Annotated in this window: 19 protein-coding genes; 9 read left to right on the plus strand and 10 right to left on the minus strand. The window is 62.3% G+C overall.

The window, feature by feature from the left end:
- Nucleotides 1-45 precede the first annotated feature (45 nt).
- On the plus strand, nucleotides 46-192 hold the full coding sequence (locus tag XH98_RS11405; RefSeq protein ID WP_271618637.1) for a hypothetical protein: 147 nt from the start codon (nucleotides 46-48) through the stop codon (nucleotides 190-192).
- Between the two features lie 21 nt (nucleotides 193-213).
- Here the strand turns inward: XH98_RS11405 and XH98_RS11410 are convergent, their stop codons facing one another.
- Together XH98_RS11410 and XH98_RS11415 are read right to left on the minus strand one after the other, a co-directional pair.
- On the minus strand, nucleotides 214-483 hold the full coding sequence (locus tag XH98_RS11410; RefSeq protein ID WP_271602916.1) for a hypothetical protein: 270 nt from the start codon (nucleotides 481-483) through the stop codon (nucleotides 214-216).
- Nucleotides 484-564: 81 nt separating this feature from the next.
- Complete coding sequence (locus tag XH98_RS11415; protein WP_271618638.1) at nucleotides 565-915, minus strand: zinc ribbon domain-containing protein YjdM; 351 nt, start codon at nucleotides 913-915, stop codon at nucleotides 565-567.
- Nucleotides 916-1,246: 331 nt separating this feature from the next.
- On the opposite strand from XH98_RS11415, the gene XH98_RS11420 reads away from it, so the two are divergent.
- Complete coding sequence (locus XH98_RS11420) at nucleotides 1,247-1,606, plus strand: c-type cytochrome (RefSeq protein WP_271618639.1); 360 nt, start codon at nucleotides 1,247-1,249, stop codon at nucleotides 1,604-1,606.
- A 28-nt stretch (nucleotides 1,607-1,634) separates the two neighbouring features.
- On the opposite strand, the gene XH98_RS11425 is transcribed toward XH98_RS11420, so the two are convergent.
- On the minus strand, nucleotides 1,635-2,468 hold the full coding sequence (locus XH98_RS11425; RefSeq protein WP_271618640.1) for a PhzF family phenazine biosynthesis protein: 834 nt from the start codon (nucleotides 2,466-2,468) through the stop codon (nucleotides 1,635-1,637).
- Nucleotides 2,469-2,678: 210 nt separating this feature from the next.
- Between XH98_RS11425 and XH98_RS11430 the strand changes: the two genes are divergently transcribed.
- On the plus strand, nucleotides 2,679-3,491 hold the full coding sequence (locus tag XH98_RS11430) for an FkbM family methyltransferase (RefSeq protein WP_271618641.1): 813 nt from the start codon (nucleotides 2,679-2,681) through the stop codon (nucleotides 3,489-3,491).
- Between the two features lie 227 nt (nucleotides 3,492-3,718).
- Complete coding sequence (locus XH98_RS11435; protein WP_271602912.1) at nucleotides 3,719-3,988, plus strand: hypothetical protein; 270 nt, start codon at nucleotides 3,719-3,721, stop codon at nucleotides 3,986-3,988.
- A 183-nt stretch (nucleotides 3,989-4,171) separates the two neighbouring features.
- On the opposite strand, the gene XH98_RS11440 is transcribed toward XH98_RS11435, so the two are convergent.
- Nucleotides 4,172-4,672 (minus strand): ParB N-terminal domain-containing protein, encoded by a 501-nt coding sequence (locus XH98_RS11440; protein ID WP_271603320.1) that lies wholly within the window; start codon nucleotides 4,670-4,672, stop codon nucleotides 4,172-4,174.
- A 379-nt stretch (nucleotides 4,673-5,051) separates the two neighbouring features.
- On the opposite strand from XH98_RS11440, the gene XH98_RS11445 reads away from it, so the two are divergent.
- The gene (locus tag XH98_RS11445; protein ID WP_220003390.1) at nucleotides 5,052-5,345 is read left to right on the plus strand and encodes an HdeA/HdeB family chaperone; all 294 of its coding nucleotides are present in this window, start codon (nucleotides 5,052-5,054) and stop codon (nucleotides 5,343-5,345) included.
- A 720-nt stretch (nucleotides 5,346-6,065) separates the two neighbouring features.
- Here XH98_RS11445 and XH98_RS11450 read toward each other — a convergent pair.
- Nucleotides 6,066-6,491, minus strand: a complete 426-nt coding sequence (locus XH98_RS11450; protein WP_271618642.1) for a hypothetical protein — start codon at nucleotides 6,489-6,491, stop codon at nucleotides 6,066-6,068.
- A 401-nt stretch (nucleotides 6,492-6,892) separates the two neighbouring features.
- On the opposite strand from XH98_RS11450, the gene XH98_RS11455 reads away from it, so the two are divergent.
- The gene (locus XH98_RS11455; protein WP_271618643.1) at nucleotides 6,893-7,174 is read left to right on the plus strand and encodes a hypothetical protein; all 282 of its coding nucleotides are present in this window, start codon (nucleotides 6,893-6,895) and stop codon (nucleotides 7,172-7,174) included.
- A gap of 272 nt (nucleotides 7,175-7,446) precedes the next feature.
- Here the strand turns inward: XH98_RS11455 and XH98_RS11460 are convergent, their stop codons facing one another.
- Nucleotides 7,447-8,640: a DUF6161 domain-containing protein gene (locus tag XH98_RS11460; RefSeq protein WP_271618644.1), complete on the minus strand. Its 1,194-nt coding sequence runs from the start codon at nucleotides 8,638-8,640 to the stop codon at nucleotides 7,447-7,449.
- A 384-nt stretch (nucleotides 8,641-9,024) separates the two neighbouring features.
- On the minus strand, nucleotides 9,025-12,789 hold the full coding sequence (locus tag XH98_RS11465; RefSeq protein WP_271618645.1) for a vitamin B12-dependent ribonucleotide reductase: 3,765 nt from the start codon (nucleotides 12,787-12,789) through the stop codon (nucleotides 9,025-9,027).
- Between the two features lie 769 nt (nucleotides 12,790-13,558).
- On the opposite strand from XH98_RS11465, the gene XH98_RS11470 reads away from it, so the two are divergent.
- The gene (locus XH98_RS11470) at nucleotides 13,559-14,455 is read left to right on the plus strand and encodes a DMT family transporter (RefSeq protein WP_271602908.1); all 897 of its coding nucleotides are present in this window, start codon (nucleotides 13,559-13,561) and stop codon (nucleotides 14,453-14,455) included.
- A 79-nt stretch (nucleotides 14,456-14,534) separates the two neighbouring features.
- On the opposite strand, the gene XH98_RS11475 is transcribed toward XH98_RS11470, so the two are convergent.
- Entirely contained in the window at nucleotides 14,535-16,775 is a 2,241-nt protein-coding gene (locus XH98_RS11475; RefSeq protein ID WP_271618646.1) for a CHASE3 domain-containing protein, read from the minus strand.
- Nucleotides 16,772-17,185, minus strand: coding sequence for a response regulator (locus XH98_RS11480; protein ID WP_271602906.1), 414 nt, complete (start codon nucleotides 17,183-17,185; stop codon nucleotides 16,772-16,774). The genes XH98_RS11475 and XH98_RS11480 overlap by 4 nt, the downstream gene beginning before the upstream one ends.
- A 125-nt stretch (nucleotides 17,186-17,310) precedes the next feature.
- Here XH98_RS11480 and XH98_RS11485 point away from each other — a divergent pair, with 125 nt between their 5' ends.
- The gene (locus XH98_RS11485; protein ID WP_271618647.1) at nucleotides 17,311-17,436 is read left to right on the plus strand and encodes a hypothetical protein; all 126 of its coding nucleotides are present in this window, start codon (nucleotides 17,311-17,313) and stop codon (nucleotides 17,434-17,436) included.
- 16 nt (nucleotides 17,437-17,452) lie between these two features.
- On the opposite strand, the gene XH98_RS11490 is transcribed toward XH98_RS11485, so the two are convergent.
- Nucleotides 17,453-18,046, minus strand: coding sequence for a BA14K family protein (locus tag XH98_RS11490; protein ID WP_271602905.1), 594 nt, complete (start codon nucleotides 18,044-18,046; stop codon nucleotides 17,453-17,455).
- Between the two features lie 261 nt (nucleotides 18,047-18,307).
- Here XH98_RS11490 and XH98_RS11495 point away from each other — a divergent pair, with 261 nt between their 5' ends.
- Nucleotides 18,308-18,715: an NADH:ubiquinone oxidoreductase subunit NDUFA12 gene (locus tag XH98_RS11495; protein ID WP_271602904.1), complete on the plus strand. Its 408-nt coding sequence runs from the start codon at nucleotides 18,308-18,310 to the stop codon at nucleotides 18,713-18,715.
- Nucleotides 18,716-18,717: the final 2 nt, after the last annotated feature.

Here is an 18,717-nt window from a genome sequence, read left to right on the forward strand (position 1 = left end):
GCCGCATATTGGCGGCCAAGAATCATTTTTCATAGTGGAGCCGTCATGCCCGTTGCGCAGAAAGTCGTTGTTGCCGCCACCTCGCCGCGTGAGTTCATTGTCCGGCATCTCGCGATGTTCGCAGCTGCCGCGCTGTTCGTGTTCGTGCTCAGCCTGACCTACGGGCTCGATCTCAGCTCCGGCTTCTTCTGAGCGCAGTCGACGACAGGCGCGTCAGAGCCAGTCTTTCACCCGGGGAAAGCAGGCCTGCTTGCGCGGACTCCAGACATAGTCCGGTCCGCCGCAGGGCGGGCGTGGGCGCGTCGTGACAGGACATTCATTCCGGACCCGCGCGCCGGTCTCCCAGCCATCGGCGACGCAGGCGCCGAACATGCTGGTGTGGCAGCCGGGACCGCAGAGGCCGTCGGCGCTGGCTGCAGTGACCGCGCCAAGCAGCAGCACTTGTGCCGCAGATGTCAGCAGGATTCGTCGAAAGATTGTCATGATGCGCTCCTCCGCCAGCCGGGCGGAGCTTAGCATCAAATCCGCCGGCCGAGAACGGCAGCGGGGCGGGCGAGCTCCGCCTCAGGCCTTCTTCACGAACTCCGACTTCAGGTTCATGGCGCCGATGCCGTCGATCTTGCAGGCGATGTTGTGGCCGTCGGTGGCGTCCTGCAGACGGATGTTGCGCACCTTGGTGCCGCCCTTGACGACCGAGGACGAGCCCTTGACCTTGAGGTCCTTCATCACGATGACGCTGTCGCCGTCGGCCAGAACATTGCCATGGGCGTCGCGCACGCCGGCCTCATCAGGCGCCTCCGCGGTGGCGCCGGGAAGCGCGCTCCATTCATGGCCGCACTCCGGGCAGATCCAGAGATCGCGATCCTGATAGGCGTGTTCGGAGCGGCAGGCGGGGCAGTGTGTCGAGGAGGTCATGGGCGGACTCTTGGCGGGGAATCGGGTCTGATGTCTTGATGCAGGTCAATTTTCGCGAAAACAACCCCATGCACAGTAGAAATGCCTGCGACTTTTCCGATTTCGGTATTACAGAATATTTGTTGATCCGTCGGGCAAAACAGGCGTAGGATGGCAGGGTGGGCAGGTGCGACGGCGCGGCGCCCTTAGCCCGGATGCGCGCAGCCCATCTCTTCCTGCGGACATCGCGCCGGCCAGTTGAGGCAGATCACCAGTTGAGGCAGATCAAATGTCCTGCGCGCCGGCCGCCTTACGCTGATGAAATCACCGCAGCGAAGGCGAGGCCGGAGCGATGTCGCGCAGCGTTCGAATCTACCTCGGTCTTGCCGTCCTGATCGCTTTGTCGGTGCTGTTTCTCCTTGGCGTCGTCCACACCGCGGCTGGCGCATCCGCCCTTTCCCCGCGCAAAGTTGCCGAAGGACATCGCCTGGCGCAGGCCTGGTGCCAGACGTGCCACGCCATCGAGCCTGACATGTCCGGGTTCTTCGACCTGGCGCCGAGCTTCCAGGCCGTCGCCGACCGCCACGGCACCACCGCGCTTTCGCTCAAGGTGTTCTGGCGCACCAGCCACCACGACATGCCGAACCTGGTGATCGCGCCCGATCAGGCCGACGTGCTCTCCGAGTACATCTTGAGCCTGAAACGCAATTGACGCGCCTGATGGCGAAGAGTTTTTTCTATCAGCCCTCCATGAACCGCGCCGTGCCCGATATCAGGATCGAGCTGCCTTTGGCCGGGCCGATCTCGGCGCGGATCAGCGAGCGCGCGCCCATGTCTTCGCCCTGGATGATGTCGATGGCGCCGCCATGCGGCCAGCCGATGTCGCGCAGATAGCCGGCGAACGCGGCGGCGGCCGCGCCCGTGGCGGGATCCTCGACCACGCCACCGGCGGCAAAGGCATTGCGCACGTGGAACAGGCGCGGCGTCTCCACGTGCACCAGCGCGATGGTGATGAGGCCTTCCCGCGCCATCAGCGCGCGGCCGCGCTCGAAATCATAGGCCATGCGCGCCAGCGCTTGGCGCGATCGCAGGGCCAGCAGAACATGATCGGCGCCGCCGTGAATTTTTGCCGGCGGAAGCTTTGAGTCGAGATCAGGGCTGGCATAGCCGAACAGGTCGAGCAATTCATCGCGCAAGCCGGGATCGAGCGGCGCGCTGCGCGTCGGCGGCGATTGCAGCGCGGCCGCGATGGTGTTGCCGTCGCGCCGGCCCGACACGGAGATCACTGAAGCATTCAGATGCAATTCGAACGTCCGGTCACCGAAGCGATGGGCGAGCGCGGCGCCGAGCGCGATGGTGGCGTGGCCGCAGAACGGCACCTCCATGACAGGCGAGAAATATCGGACGCGCCAGGCTTCGCCTTCCGGCGCGGCAAAGGCCGTCTCGGAGAAGCCGATTTCGGCCGCGATCGTCTGCATGGCAGCCGCATCGGGCAGGGCGTCGCCGATCCAGACGCCGGCGGGATTGCCGCCCCTGATGCCGTCGGAGAAGGCGGAGATGCGGAGGACCGTCATGAGGTGATTCCTGGTCTTGCGCGGGCTTCGTAGGGTGGGCAAAGCGCGGCGTGCCCACGCATTTGATGTGACCGAGAGAGTTCGTGGGCACGGCGCGTTGCGCCTTTGCCCACCCTACGGCACTACGCCCGCAACTGCTATCGGGGCAAGCCTGGCATAAGCACTCCTTGCAATAACGGCATCCGCACTCATCTTGAGGAGATTCTGCAAATGCCGATCGCGGGGCAAAAGCTGGCCTTTGTCATGGCCTCGTCCAACCACGGCACCATGATCGTCAACCGCTTCGACTATCGCATGGTCGGCCCCGACCGCGGTTACGGCGTCGGCTATCAGATCCTGGAAGCGGCGGCGTTCGATCCCGGCGAGGTCAAGATCGCGCTGGAGCTTCTGGCGTTGCGGCGCAAGCACCATGGCGACGGCCTCATCGCCATCGACTGCGGCGCCAATATCGGCGTGCACACGATCGAATGGGCATCCGCCATGACCGGCTGGGGCTCGGTGATCGCGATCGAGGCGCAGGAGCGGATCTACTATGCGCTGGCCGGCAACATCGCCATCAACAACTGCTTCAATGCGCTGGCGGTGCACGCGGCGGTGTCGTCGGAGGCAGGCACGATGCAGGTGCCGAACCCGAACTATTTCATGCCCTCGAGCTTCGGCAGCCTGGAGCTGCGCCCGCGCCCCAGCAATGAATTCATCGGTCAGCCGATCGACTACACCAATAACACGGTCCTGGTGCGCAAGATGACGCTGGACGAGCTCAATTTGCCGCGGGTCGATTTCATCAAGATCGACATCGAGGGCATGGAGATGGAGGCGCTCGCCGGGGCGCGCGAGACGATCAAGAGCTATCGCCCGATCCTGCTGATCGAGAAGATCAAGACGGATCTGAAGCAGCTCGAGCAATGGCTCGTGGACGTCGGCTACCAGCTGATGACGCTCGGCATCAACATTCTCGCCATCCATGAGAGCGATCCGTGCCTGAAGGAGATCAATGCCAGCCCGCAAACGCGCGCGGCTTGAGGGAAGGCGAGGGTCTGGCCGAGCTGCGAATAGGGTGGGCAAAGCGTCCGCCGAAGCTCGCAGAGCGCAGGCGGAGGCGTGCTCGCGCATTTGATGTGACCGAGGGAGATCGTGGGCACGGCGTGAGGGCGCCTTTGCCCACCCTACGGCACTTCGTTCAGCCGCGATGAATTGACTTGCCTTGGCTGGCGTCCTTGCGCACTCTCCGCAGCAAAGGAGATCAACGCATGAAGATCGTGACTGTCGCATGTGCGCTTGGAACGGCGCTGGTGCTGCTTGGGGCGTCCGGCGCGGAAGCCCGCACACGGAAGGTCGTCGCCGTTCCGCAGGAACGGCTCATCGTGACGGCGCCCGTGCTGAGGCCGACGCCGTGGGACTACAATGTCGTGCCGCGCTATCGCTATCGGCCCGAAGACGACAAGGTCGATCCGTATGGTCCGCCGTTTGTGCCGTCCTATGTTCGCTATGAGGGATGGCGTTGGCCGTATTGGTGGTAGGCCGCCGCGCGAACAGTCTCGTAGGGTGGGCAAAGCCACCGGGTCGCGAATGCGCGCCCGATGACAGGCTCCGCGTGCCCACGAATTTGATGTGACCGAGAGAGATCGTGGGCACGGCGCTTTGCGCCTTTGCCCACCCTACGGCACTGGATGAATTGGCTGACATGAGCGGGCGGCCGGCCATCAATAGCGGCCGCCGCTGCTCTTTTGCTGCGTGATCCAGTCCGACAATGTTTTCGGTGGTGATTTCGCAGTCCGGCTGGGTGCTTTCGCAGTATCCCGGACGCCGTTGGTCGGACGGGCGCGCGGCGCTTTCGTTTCATGGACGCGCTTCGACGCTTCCGCAGCCTCCCGCTCGAGGCGCAGCTGCTTCAATCGCGCCATCTTGAGGCGTTCTGCCTCGACTTCGGGTCGTTCGGACAACAGCTTTCTGTGTTGCGCCAGCTCGGGGGGAACCACGACACCGAGGATGGTGGTCTCGCCGAGCGCCTTGCAGGCCTCCAGCCGATGCAATCCCTCGACCAGGACGAGGCGGTCTCCCTCGGTCCGGACGGAGATGGGGGCCTGCTGCCCGATGTCCAACATGCTTTCCGCGATCTCTGCGACGACCTCGGGCTTGATCTCTTTCTTCCGCTTCGTCGGAACGAAGATCTTCTCGATCGGGAAGCTTTCCGGCTTGGACATAGCTTCTCCTCCGCGCGTCTGACCGGTTCCGTTGCAAATCCGGTGGGATGGGAGTTGTAGAGGTGAAACGTGCGGTCGCAAAGGCTTTTCGACAGGCGGGGCTGCAGGAATAGCACGCGCGAACGTCGTGCGCATGAAGGTGACAGCGCGTAGGGTGGGGTTAGCCGTGCGATTGCGCGAAGCGCAGATCGCGCGGCGTAACCCACCGATCTTGTCTCTGCGGGGAATAAAGAGGTGGGTTACGCCGAGCAGAACCGCTGCGCGCATCTGCAGGGCTAAGCCACCCTACGCGCTTCGCTGAAGGATGGCTCGTTGATCTGAATCAAGACGATGGCGGGACAGGACGTGAACCTCGCGGCATCAGTCGAGAGGAGAGATCATGTTTTTGTCAAAAGCGACCTTCGCCGCAATTCCAACCGTGGTCCTGATGGTCGCGCAGGCCGATGCCCAGGTGACGATCGATGTTTCCAAGATCAGCTGCGATCAATATCTCACCCAGCGCATCACCCATACGCGGACCGTGAACGTCTGGCTGGCCGGCTTCGACGCGGGTCGCCAGAACAACCCGGTCGTCGACGTGCAGGCCGTGGAGCGAAACGGCAACAAGCTCGCGCGGTTCTGCGAATCTCATCGCGATATGCCGCTGATGGACGCGGTTGGGGCTGCGAAATAGGAGAGAGTGTCGCATCGCGCCGACGGGAGCCGCTTCGCTCAACCGCGCCGCAAAAAAGTCGCACCGCAGATGTGAATTACGCCACAGACGGCGGCCGTCCGGTCTGTTTATCTGCCGCCAACAGGCCTCTCATGCGCGCATTTGGCATTGCGCACCTGACGCCATCGCATTTCGAAATTTTGGGGTGATCGCTATGGGCGTTTTTTATCGCACGGCCATGCTTTGCAGCTGGTTCATCGAGTCCACCAGGAGCGGGTGTACCGAGAGATTTCGCGTGCGCTGACCAAAGCGCACAGAGATTTTCCGGAAGGCCCCGCCGGTGACGGACGGGGCTTTTTCATGTTCGCAATTTGCCCATTCCGTCCGGCGGAGCCTTCGCGAGAAGGAGGCAGGGTCATGTGGGAGTATTTTGGACCCGATTTCGCTTTCGACGTGGTCAAAGGAGTGGTCGCCGGAATAGCTTCTTTGGCCTTTCAGGTCGCGGCCCCGCGGACCTTTCGTGCCGCAAAGCAGTTTCGCGCGCGCTGGGTTGCGAGGAGGACGGCGAGGCGAGCTGCGAGGCACGCGCGGCAAAAGGTGGTGGCGAATGATGAGGGGTGAGGAGCTGATGGCCCGGATGGAGCGGGAGCTGCATCCGGGCTTACTTGCTGGGACGTCATGCCGAAGGAGCCGACAAAATGCGAGGCGATGATGACAATGATCCGCGTCGCCCCGCGCCACCTAGGGTAAAAGTGCAGGATCTACGAGTTTGATGCCTGACGGCGTGATTTGCCACTTGCCGTTGCCCACAGAGACGATAAGGCCTCGGTTCTTCATGCGATGAAGGGTAGTCCTAAATGTGCCTTCCTTCAGCGTACCAACGATCAGACGGGCGTCCTGGTAAAGTGATCTAGTGCCTCGTACTCGTCCAGTCTGGGCCAAAGTCTCCAACACTGAACTTTCGATTAGTACGCGCCCAACACTGTTTTTTCTTGAGACGTCGCTTCGCCGAACCAATTCGTTCTGACGGCGTGCCTTGAGCAGCATTTGCTCGAACGAGTGAATCTCATTCTGTAGTTCGCGAATCTTTGCCTGTCGCTCCGCGATCTCGTCGCGAATTCGCTTCTCAAGTTCGGATGCGGCGCGTTGGTCGCGGAAATCGGTCATGTTTCAGTCGTCTATTTTGTAACGCTAGCCGGGGAATCGCTCTTTTCACAACTGTGTATTTTCAATGCTTTAGGTACCCTAGGCGAATCGTAGAAAAAATGTTAGTGACAGAACATCATTTGATGTTCTGTCACTAACATTTTCGGGGCGTTACAGAAACGATAGACGTTGCGGTAGAGGAGTTTGTATGTACTATCGCCGCCGGCGATAGTTGCGCGTTGACTACTGCGCGTTTCGATATGAAAAAGGGGCACTAGCAAAAATTGCTGGTGCCCCTTTCGTCGTTGTGACCCTTTACCGCAGGGCAGATTGCCCACGACGACAACGGATCTCACTCCTCGCAAGCTTGAGATATCCGGAAAGGTCCCACAAGGCAACCCTGCCCTGATAAGGAGGCCTTTTTGGCTAGTTTTACTACCCGTGTAGAGCTCCACGATGCTGATTGGAGCGACTACGATCTCTTGCACAAGAAGATGGCGGTGCAAGGCTTTTCGCGCGTCATTACCTCCGACGATGGCAAACGTTATCAACTGCCGCCGGCCGAATATAATTTTGACGGATCGGCGAGCCGTGCTGACGTATTGGCGAAAGCCAAAACTGCAGCAGCCCAGGTGAAGACGTCTTATGCAGTTATCGTTACTGAATCTGCTGGTCGTACGTGGTCTGGCCTCGATGCCGCCTAGCAGGTGAGTGCGGATAGGCAAGTGCTAAGGGCGGCCTTTCGGCCGCCCTTAGCTGATACATGGAGTTCATTCTCGCGGGCGGCATTAATGAACGTCGCTGCGCTCGGCCTGTCTCTGCGAGAAGCAAAGAGGTGGGTTACGCTGCGCTAACCAGCTCTACGCGCCGACGAGCACATAGGACCCATAAAGCCCCTGATACCCATCGTCTTGCTGGCCCAGTGGTGTAGCGATTGGTGCCACTCATCCTGCAAGTTGAGCTTGGCGCAGCTTCATTATTTCTTGAGAATACTGCCCATGAGCGCTGCGAACATCGTATCGGGAGCGGCCTCATCGCTCACGATTCCGTCGGCGCCAGGACGAAAGAGCGCGGCCAGTACGAACTTTCGATCGTCGTCCTTGACGGCCGATTTCTTAGTTAGCGCCAAGAACGTGGTGATCATAGTGCGTCGCTCTTCGGCATCAGTCGCTAAGTGCCGTGCACTGAAGTAGATTCGTAGGAGAACGCGACCTACCCAAAAGGCGATGGAGGTCATTAGCAAAGCAAATGCGCTTGCGCGAAAAAGCGCCGCGTAAGGGATGCTTGTAGCATCTGCTGGGAAGTGCGCTGCCGCGATATCGTATAGGTAATAGAGCCCAGCAACAGCTATGATCAAGAAAAGCAGGACGAAAAGAAGGGCCCAATTTGAGCCGCGACGATATTGCTGGGCCCGTTTGCGCCAGTACGTTACAGGGCCCTGCAATTCCATATGAATCTCGAACGCTTTAAGGGTGGATTCGAGTTCATCCCGCAATACCCCGAATGCCTCGACGCGAGCACGTTCCGCCTCGGTAAATGCCGTCTCGTGAGCAACCCCGAGGGCATGAGCGGCAGCGTCAATCGTTTCGGCGCTCTTTCTTGCGTCCGCCTTCGACGTTTCGATCAAGGCTCGCATTCGCTGATTTTCGAGCTCGATCGTTTCGCGGGTATTTTGTAGCTCGTTTCGTGTCCCGGTTAAGATCGAAGGATCGATTCCTGCTAGCAAAGACATCCCATGAGCGATACCCAAGCGGTTCCGCGCATCTCGGGTAAAATTCACGTCTGAAATGGGCGCTTCACCGTGCAGCGTGGCGAGGGCGACGACGGCGATGATTTCGTCTATCTGTGCGAGCGATTGAATGGCTAATGTTTCCAAGTCTAGCGCACAAAGACATTCGTCGTTGCTGTAACGTCGTCGTACGAGGTTTTCGAATTGATCGTTCGTCCTATCGGTTAGGGCATTTTTGAAATTTTGAACCCAATTGTCAGGTCGATACCTGCTAGTCACATTATTGATTTGTGCGTAATTATGGTTTGCGCGCTCCGTAATCCATGACCAAAGTTTCGCTTCGCGTTCGACGAAGGCAACTGCGTCTGCCTTAGTCGCTAGAACAATTATCGAGCGAAAGGGGCGATCGATCGTGAGGAATGGTTGCAAATGCTCGGCCATGTAGGCAGCTCCTACCATTGCAAAGGCATACTATATTTGTTGGGGACGCCATGTGGCGTCATGCAGTTGCTGCTCAGAATAAATAATGGTTCGGACGGGCGGGGGCGACGTTTGGAGCTTTTGATCGATCAAGGAGTCGTTGCGCGTTGCCGGATTTGCTCCGCTGATTGCCAATATACGTTAGCTTTGTACCCAGCGTTAGTTGTCTCCGCCATCTTGTAGAGAAGCCGCTTTTAGATCTTCGTTCAAAGAATACGCTGAAGTCGAAAGTTAGTGGATGCCCGCGTTAGTTGTAAAATAAAAAGGCGACCTTTCGGCCGCCTTTCACAATTCTCTCTCCAAGAGGAGTACCCGACCCTAACAATAAGGAGGATCACGCGACTCTCACGAACACCCCGTCGTGCTTCCGCACGTATCGCACTTCATACAGGTCCCATTCCGCACCAGCGTGAAGTTGCCGCACTCTGAGCACATCTCGCCCTCGTAGCCCTTGGCCTTGGCTTCGGCGCGGCGCTCGGCCTTGGTCGGGGCGGCGGTCGTGGCGCTGCCGGCCTTGCTCCATTGCAGGGCCTCGAGCTTCTCGGTGGGCGATAGGTCGTGGCTGGCTTCCTGCTTCAGGGCGACGGCGCCTTCGATGGCGTCGCCGACGCGGGAGGCGCCGTGGGCCAGCGCCGTGATCTTGCTGCCGCCTGACGGAGCGCTGTCGTTGCCTTGGGCGATCGCGGCGCTGCCGCCGCGCATCACAACCAAGTTGTCGGTCCGCGAGCGGGTGAGGCCGCGCGAGACCAGCTTGGTGGCGTGGTGACCGCCGTCCTCGTCCGGCTCCTTGCCTTCCTCGACGCCCTTGCCGAGCGCGTCAAAGCCGGTCTCGTTGGGATCGACATGGGCGAGGTCGAAGCGGCTGAGATAGCTCACCGCGAGCTCGCGGAAGACGTAGTCGAGGATCGAAGTCGCGTATTTGATGCTGTCGTTGCCCTGCACGGGGCCCGCCGGCTCGAAGCGGGTGAAGGTGAAGGCGTCGACATATTCATCGAGCGGCACGCCGTATTGCAGACCGAGCGACACGGCGATGGCGAAGTTGTTGATGAAGGAGCGCAGCGCGGCGCCTTCCTTGTGCATGTCGATGAAGATCTCGCCGAGACGGCCGTCGTCATACTCGCCGGTGCGCAAGTACACCTTGTGGCCGCCGACGACTGCCTTCTGGGTGTAACCCTTGCGGCGATCAGGCATCTTCTCGCGCTCGCGCATCACGATGATGCGCTCGACCAGCTTCTCGACGATCTTTTCCGAGACCTGGGCGGCGCGCGCCGCCATCGGCTTCTCGTAGAGATGGTCGACCGCATCGTCCTCGTCCTCGTCGTCGCTGATGAGCTGCGAGTTGAGCGGCTGGCTGAGCTTGGAGCCGTCGCGATAGAGCGCGTTGGCTTTCAATGCGAGCTTCCACGACAGCATGTAGGCGGACTTGCAGTCCTCCACCGTGGCGTCGTTCGGCATGTTGATGGTCTTGGAGATCGCACCCGAGATGAAGGGCTGCGCCGCCGCCATCATGCGGATGTGGCTCTCGACCGACAGATAGCGCTTGCCGATCTTGCCGCAGGGATTGGCGCAGTCGAACACCGGATAGTGCTCGGCCTTGAGGTGCGGGGCACCTTCGACCGTCATCGCGCCGCAGATGTGGACGTTGGCCGCCTCGATCTCGCGCTTGGTGAAGCCGACGGCCTGGAGCAGGTCGAAGCCGGGGGCCGCAATGGCTTCGGCACCGATGCCGAGCTGGTCGCGAATGAAATCCTCGCCAAAGGTCCACTTGTTGAAGGCGAACTTGATGTCGAAGGCGGTCGGCAGCGCCTTCTCGACCTTGGCGATGGCCTCGTCGGTGAAGCCCTTTGCCTTGAGGGTCGAGGCGTTGATGCCGGGCGAATTGGACAGCGAGCCATGGCCGACGGCGTAGGCTTCGATCTCCGCGATCTCGCTCTCGCGATAGCCGAGCGCGCGCAGCGCCGCGGGCACTGCACGGTTGATGATCTTGAAGTAGCCGCCGCCGGCGAGCTTCTTGAATTTCACCAGCGCGAAGTCGGGCTCGATGCCGGTGGTGTCGCAATCCATGACGAGGCCGATCGTGCCTGTCGGCGCGATCACAGTGGTCTGGGCGTTGCGATAGCCGTTGATTTCGCCGAGCTCGAGCGCCGCATCCCAGGCCGCCTTGGCATGGGCGACGATGTCTGCCTGCGGGCACGAAGCGTGGTCGAGCGGCACCGGGTTGACGCTGAGCGCCTCATAGCCGCTGGCCTCACCATGCGCGGCGCGGCGGTGGTTGCGGATCACGCGCAGCATGTGCGCGGCGTTCTTCTTGTAGCCGGGGAAGGTGCCGAGCTCGGCCGCCATCTCGGCTGAGGTCTTATAGGTGATGCCGGTCATCACGGCGGTCAGCGCGCCGCAGAGCGCACGGCCTTCCTTGCTGTCATAGGACAGGCCCATGGTCATCAAGAGGCCGCCGATATTGGCATAGCCGAGGCCGAGCGTGCGGAACTCGTAGGAGAGCTCGGCGATCGCCTTCGACGGGAACTGCGCCATCATCACGGAGATTTCGAGCACGATGGTCCAGAGCTGGCAGAGGTGCTCGTAGCCCTTCACGTCGAACTGTTTTGTCGTCGTGTTGTAGAAGGTCAAGAGGTTGGCGGACGCCAGGTTACAGGCGGTGTCGTCCAGGAACATGTATTCCGAGCACGGATTGGACGCGCGGATGTCGCCTGACGCCTTGCAGGTGTGCCAGTCGTTCATGGTGGTGTTGAAGTGCAGGCCCGGGTCGGCCGACGCCCAGGCGGCGTAGCCGATCTTTTCCCAGAGGTCGCGTGCCTTCAGCGTCTTCGTCACCTTCTTCGAGGTGCGGGCGTTGAGATTCCAGTCGCCGTCGGTCTCGACGGCGCGCAGGAAATCGTCCTTCAGCGAGACCGAGTTGTTGGAGTTCTGGCCCGACACCGTGAGATAGGCTTCGCTGTCCCAGTCGGTGTCGTAGGTGTCGAACTGGATGTCCTTGTAGCCTTGCTTGGCGAACTGGATGACGCGCTTGATGTAATTGTCAGGCACGAGGCTGCGGCGGGCGAGCTTGATCTCGCGGCGGAGCGCCGGGTTCTTCTCGGGGTCGAAGCAATCGTCGCCCGAGCCTTCGCAGTTGACGCAGGCCTTCAGCACCGCCTTGAGGTGCTTCTGGTTAATCTTGGAGCCGGTGACCAGCGCAGCAACCTTCTGCTCCTCCTTCACCTTCCAGTCGATATAGGTCTCGATGTCGGGGTGGTCGACGTCGACCACGACCATCTTGGCGGCTCTGCGCGTGGTGCCGCCGCTCTTGATGGCACCGGCGGCGCGGTCGCCGATCTTGAGGAAGCTCATCAGGCCGGACGAGCGGCCGCCGCCGGACAGCTTTTCGCCTTCGCCGCGCAGGCGCGAGAAGTTGGAGCCGGTGCCGGAGCCATACTTGAACAGGCGGGCTTCGCGGACCCAGAGGTCCATGATGCCGCCCTCGTTGACGAGGTCGTCACCGACGCCCTGGATGAAGCAGGCGTGCGGCTGCGGATGCTCGTAGGCGGACTTGGACTTGGTCAGCTTAGCCGTGAAGGGGTCGACGTAATAATGGCCCTGGCCGGGGCCGTCGATGCCATAGGCCCAATGCAGACCGGTGTTGAACCATTGCGGCGAGTTCGGCGCCACCATCTGCATGGCGAGCATGTAGCGGAGCTCGTCGTAGAAGGCCTGGGCGTCCTCGTCGGAGGAGAAATAGCCGCCCTTCCAGCCCCAATAGGTCCAGCAGCCGGCGAGGCGGTCGAACACCTGCTTTGACGAGAGCTCGCTGACATAGCGCTCCTTCTCGGGGAGAGACGCCAGCGCCTCGGTGTCGGGCACGGAGCGCCACAGGAAGGAGGGGACGGATTCCTCCTCGACCTTCTTCAGGCGGGCGGCAACGCCGGCTTTGCGGAAATACTTCTGGGCGAGCACGTCGGAGGCGACCTGCGACCATGCGGCCGGGACCTCGACGCCGTCCATTTTGAACACGACCGAGCCGTCGGGATTCCTGATCTCCGACGTGGTCAGGCGGAATTCGATTCCCGCATAAGGTGATTGTCCCGAGATGGTGTGGCGCCGCTCAATCCGCATGGTCTTGCCCCGTCCTTAATCTTGAGCCGGATCCGCCTCTCGTTGAAGGCGTCCGGCTCGACATTTCATTTCGCGTTTCCTTCAGGGCCTCATCGGCCCTTGGGCACCGCAGTTCAGCCGGTGGATCCGGCCCAGTTTCTCCCGACGTGACTCCTCGATGCGCGCACCGATCATCCGCCGGCATGCCCAGGCCCATCCGCCCCAAAGGGATGAGCCCGACATGTGTTCAAACGCCCCACAACGTCACAACGTCTACTGATGCCATCCGAGCCTGTTGCCGGCCCGTTCTGGCGCCCGAAAAATCCGCCTTCCAAGGGCAGACAAGCCCTCATCCCGCTGCCTTCGTCTGGCTTGGCGGAGTGCAGTTGTGCGGACCCTTTGGGGGAGTGCCGGCGGGACGCAAACTCACTCGCGCCGAACGGTCCGAAAGCTAGGACTCTCCAGTGCGCCCGTCAAGAACTAGTGCGAGTTCCTGAATCAAATACTAAATATGGTGGATTGCGGGGGATAACAGGGGGCAGGCCCGTGCCTGTTGTGGAGGCAAGTATCGGTGAGTCCTCAGGGATTCCCAACCGAAAAAATTTGCATCCCGCGCTGATCCGGACCCTTCATCCCGCTGTTCACAGGGCAGGTATATTTTTCGGGACCGGGATTGCGTCAGCGGGACTCACGTAGTGGTACGGAAGCTGAGGGCAGGCATGCCCGCCGCGGTGGTGGTCGCGGCCGCGAATCCGCGCCAAGCTGAGCGCTGATTTGCCGGACTGCCCACATGCTTGATTCGACTCGCCGGGATGCGCGACCGCGCATCGCCCCGGCCGGCCTGATGTTCCTCGCCATCACCTCGATCGGTTGGGGATTCAATTGGCCTGTTACCAAATTCCTGATCGGCGAGCTGCCGCCGCTCACCTTGCGCGGCGTCACAGGCGTGCTCGGCGCCGCGCTGCTGGCGCTGCTGGCGCTGGTGCGCGGCGACAGCCTGAAGGTCGCGCCCGCGATCTGGCCGCGGCTGCTGACGGCCGCGCTCCTCAACGTCACCGGCTGGATGGTGCTGATGGGGCTGGCGCTGCTCTGGCTGCCGGCCAGTGAGGCGGCGCTGATCGCCTACACCATGCCGGTCTGGGCCTCGCTGATCGCCTGGCCCGTGCTCGGCGAGCGACCGACATTGCTGCGAACGCTGGGGCTGGTGATGGCCTTTGCCGGCCTTGCCTCGATCATGGGCGGCAACGGCATTGCCGCCAGCGCCGAGAAGCTGCCCGGCATCATCATGGCGCTGTCAGGCGCGCTCGGCTTTGCAATCGGCACGGTGTTCTCGAAGAAGTACCCGATCCATTTGCCGCCGATCACGGCTGCGGCCTGGCAGATCGGCATCGGCTGCCTGCCGATCTCGATCATCGGCTTACTCGTCGAGACCTCGCATCTGGACAAGGTGACGCCGGTTGGCTGGTGGCTGCTGGTCTATTCGACCGTGGTGCAGTTCTGCATCGCCTATGTCAGCTGGTTCGCAGCGCTGGCGCGCCTGCCGGCCTCGGTGGCGGCGATCGGGACGATGGCGGTGCCTGTGATCGGCGTGGTGGCGTCGGCGATCGCGCTGCACGAGCCGCTCGGGTCAGGGCAGATCGCCGGGCTGATCTTCACGCTCGCCGCGGTGCTGCTGGCGACGCGCTAGGCTTTTTGTTCGAGCATGATCTCCGCGCAAACGCGTTCCGCTGATGTCGCGAGGGAAAACCGCTGCACACTTTTCCGGATCATGCTCCCAGCGCCTTCCGGATCATCTCCGCGAGCTGGTTGCGCCGATAGGGCTTGGTCAGCAGCATCACGCCGTCATCCAACTTGCCGTGATGGACGATGGCGTTGTCGGTGTAGCCGGAGGTGTAGAGCACCTTCACACCAGGCCGACGTCTGGCCACTTCGTCGGCAAGTTCGCGGCCGCTCATGCCGCCGGGGATGACGACGTCGGTAAAGAGCAGGTCGAAGGCCTGGCCGGCGTCGATCAGCTCCAGCGCCGCCTTGCCGTCGGCGGCGGCGACGGTCTTGTAGCCGAGGCTCTGGAGCTGGGCGGTGACGAAGGTGCGCACCAGATTGTCGTCCTCGACGACAAAGATGGTCTCGGCGCCGCCTTCAGCCTGCGGCACGCTCACGCCGGCCGCTTCTGCGATGCCCTGGCCAGGCGGCAGATAGAGCTTGATCGTGGTGCCGTGGCCTTCCTCGCTGTAGATCTTGATGTGGCCGCCGGACTGCTTGACGAAACCGTAGACCATGGAGAGGCCGAGGCCGGAGCCCTTGCCGATCTCCTTGGTGGTGAAGAACGGCTCGAACGCGTTGTCCTGCACGCTCTGCGGCATGCCGGTACCGGTGTCGCTGACGGCGAGCATGACGTAGGGGCCGGGCGTGACGTCCGCATTGGCCTGCGCATAGGCCTCGTCCAGCACGACGTGATGGGTCTCGAGCAGCAGCTTGCCGCCGTTCGGCATGGCGTCGCGGGCGTTGATCGCCATGTTGAGCACGGCATTGGTGAGGCGGGACGGATCGATGTGCGAGGTCATCGGTCCCTTTTCGAGCACGGTCTCGATCTGGATCTGCTCGCCGAGGGTCGGGCGCAGCAATTTTGCGATGTCGGTGATGGCGGCGTTGATCTCGACATCGCGCGGCTGCAGCGGCTGCTTGCGCGCGAAGGCCAGCAAATGCTGGATCAGGTCGGCGCAGCGCGCGGCGGCATCGTCGATCAGGCGCGCGGTGCGCTGCAGCTCGGGCTGATCCTTCAGCCCTGTCACCAGCGTCTCGGTATTGCCCGAGATCACGGTCAGCATGTTGTTGAAGTCGTGCGCGACGCCGCCGGTCAGCTTGCCGATCGAATCGAGCTTCTGCGACTGATACAGCTGCCGCTCGGTTTCGCGCGAGGCGGTCGCATCGTGATAGACCAGCACCGCGCCGGAGATGTTGCCTTGGCCGTCGCGCATCGGCCGGCCGCTGATCATCAGGTGGCGCGTGCCGTTGCCGCTGTGCGGGCGGACGATCATCTCGAGATCTTCGAACTCCTCGCCGCGCAGCACGCGCACCGATGGCAGCTCGTCGGACTTCAGCGGCGTGACGCCGTCGCCGTGGAACACGTCGGACAGCGCGCGCAGATTGCCGAGGTTCGTGCCGGCCCGATGCAGCAGCATGCGCTCGGCCGCCGGATTGGACAGCAGCACGGTGCCTTCCTTGTCGATCACCAGCACCGCCTCCGCCATGCTGCGGAACGTGCTCTGCAGCACGTTGACCGACAGACGCAATTCGTCGTGAGCGATGACGAGGTGCTCGGTGCGTTCGGCAACGGCGGCCTCGAGCGCCTCCTTGGCCGCTTGCGTCTGATCGAGCGAGCTTTGAAGTTGTACGGTGGCACGCTGGCTTTCGCGCATCACCATCACGACCAGCAACAGGATCACCAGGGCGCCGGCGACGTCGATGCCGAGCAGCACGGTGCCGGTGCGGCGCGAAGCCTGCGATCGCTCGTTGAGCAACCGTTCTTCCCCTGAACTCAGGCGGTCGAGATTGCCCATCACCATGTCCATCAGGCTGCGGCCTTCGCCCTTGCTCTGGAGCGCGGCGATGCCGTCGCTGTCATTGGCGGTGCGCAGGCGCATGGCCTCCGCGGCGATGTCGAGCCGGCGCAGCGCTAGCGGCTCGGTGCTCTCGAGCAGCGCGAGCTGATCCGGATTGTCGCGCATGTTGCGCTTGAGGTCGGCAAGGGCAGGCGCGATCCGGGCACGCACCGTCTGGAATTCGTCGTTGAAGCTTGAACTCCGGTAGATCTCGTAGCCGCGCGCGGCGCTTTCGGCACGGCGGAGCAGGATACGCAGATCCGAGACCTTCTTCAGCACCTCGACGGTACGGTTGACCTGGGCGGCGTCCGACCGCGACTTGACATCGAGACCGATCGAGGCGGCGGTGATGAGCAGGAGAACGGCAAGTCCAGCACCGAGAATGACGCGCTGCGAGGGGATCAAGGGGCCTCTTTCTGGTCCTTTGGCGGCGCGCTCTCGCCGAGGCATTCCCGGATCGTGGCCAGCAGCGCTTCGGGCGTGAATGGCTTGCGTAGGCAGCGCGTCGCCCCGAGCTCCAGCGCCATGCGCAGGAAGTCCGGGGAGGGCGAGGCGGATGAGGCGAAGGCGTAGCCCGACATGGCGATCAACGGAATCGCCGGCGCGCGTTCGTGGAAGATACGGATCGATTCAAAGCCGCGCATATGCGGCATGAAGATATCAACCAACATCACGTCAAACGTCTGCGCTTCCAGCGCAGCAAGGCCCGTTTCGCCACCGTCAGTCAACGTGACGTCGAAGCCCTGGCGCTGGAGGAGGACCTCGATGGTCGCGCCGACCATCGGATCGTCATCGACCACGAGAATACGCGGCATGACCTTTCCCAGTAGATCGAAGTCCCCACAGCGACTGGTGATATAGGCGAATCGTACGTCGGGTCAATTTTGGATTGGACCGAAAGATATGCACGGAGCAATGCATAGCGCCCTGCGAGTTCCCGATGCCGGCGTGGGTGCCGCAGCTGAATTTCATCGGGTTACAACGACAGGTTGAGGTGATGGACCCAATTGGCGAAGGCTCGGTCAAGCAAAGAGCGGCGCCTGTCATCGGCGCCGCCCTTGAATGATGATCGTCACCCCGTCCTACGGGCAGGGATGACGCAAGCCGTCATAGCCGAGATAGGTGCCCGAGGCCGGGTCGTAGGACCGGTAGCGCTGGGCGCAATAGGCCGACGAATCGCCACCTGTGTCGGGCACCACGGCGACGGTCGCGCTGTCGTCATAATAGCCGTCGTCGTAGTAGCCATCGCCGTAATACGGGCCGCCATAATAGGCGTATGAGCCGAGTCCGCCGATCGCTGCGCCCGCCGCGAAACCCGGCCAGAAGCCGCCATGGTGATGCCAGCCGCCGTGCCAATTACCGCCGTTCCAGTGGCCGCCGCCGCCATTCCATTGGCCTCCGGCTGCTGCAAAGTTGCGGCCCGTAAAGCCGGTCGCTCCTCCGGACGGCCGTACGGCTGCGCTGGCAGCGAAATTGCCACCGGCGGGGCGGGCGGCGCCAAAGCTGCCGCCGCCGAAGTGAGCACCGCCACCACTGAAGTGAGCACCACCTCCGCTGAAGTGAGCACCGCCACCGCCGCCGAAATGGCCGCCGTGGCCCTGGGCGAAGCTCGGCGTCGCCATCGGCAGAACGAGTGCCAGCGTTGCGGCCGCACCCAAAACTCTCAGACTGTTCATGTTCAAACTCCTTTTCCCGAAAAGCAAATCCCTTGAGAGGGCACCAGTTCCTGGGATCACGCCGGTTTGCGCATGGACCGCAGATTCCCACCGGGCTGCTGTACCCAGCGTGAACGGATGGCGTCCGAGGCGCGGCGTTCTCTTTGTGGTCGTTCTGGCGGCCCCGTCACCGCATTTGGGCCGGGCATGGCCGCGCCCGCCGAACTGGACATTTGGCCGTCCGGATGGCATCAGGACCCCACGAAGCAGGGCCCTTGCCGCATGAAACAATTCTTCCTGAAGCTCTTCACCTGGTGGAACGGCCAGACCTTTGGCACCCAACTCTGGACCTCCAGGTTCGGGGAGCTGGTTGGCCAGGACGAGCAGGGCAACCGTTACTACCGCACCGCCGGCGGCAAGATCGACCCAACGCTCGGCTTCGAGCGGCGCTGGGTGATCTATAACGGCTATGCGGAGGCCAGCCGCATTCCGCCGGAATGGCACGGCTGGATCCATCACGTCGTCGACACCCCGCCGACGGAGATCAATTACCAGCCGCGCGAGTGGGAAAAGCCGCACCAGCCGAATCTGACCGGCACGCCGAAGGCCTACCGGCCCGCGGGCTCGACCCTGGCCAGCGGCAGGCGGCCGAAGGCGACCGGCGACTACCAGCCCTGGACGCCTGGTTAGCT

The sequence above is a fragment of the Bradyrhizobium sp. CCBAU 51745 genome (genome assembly GCF_028128715.1).
GTDB classification, from domain to species: Bacteria; Pseudomonadota; Alphaproteobacteria; order Rhizobiales; family Xanthobacteraceae; genus Bradyrhizobium; species Bradyrhizobium manausense.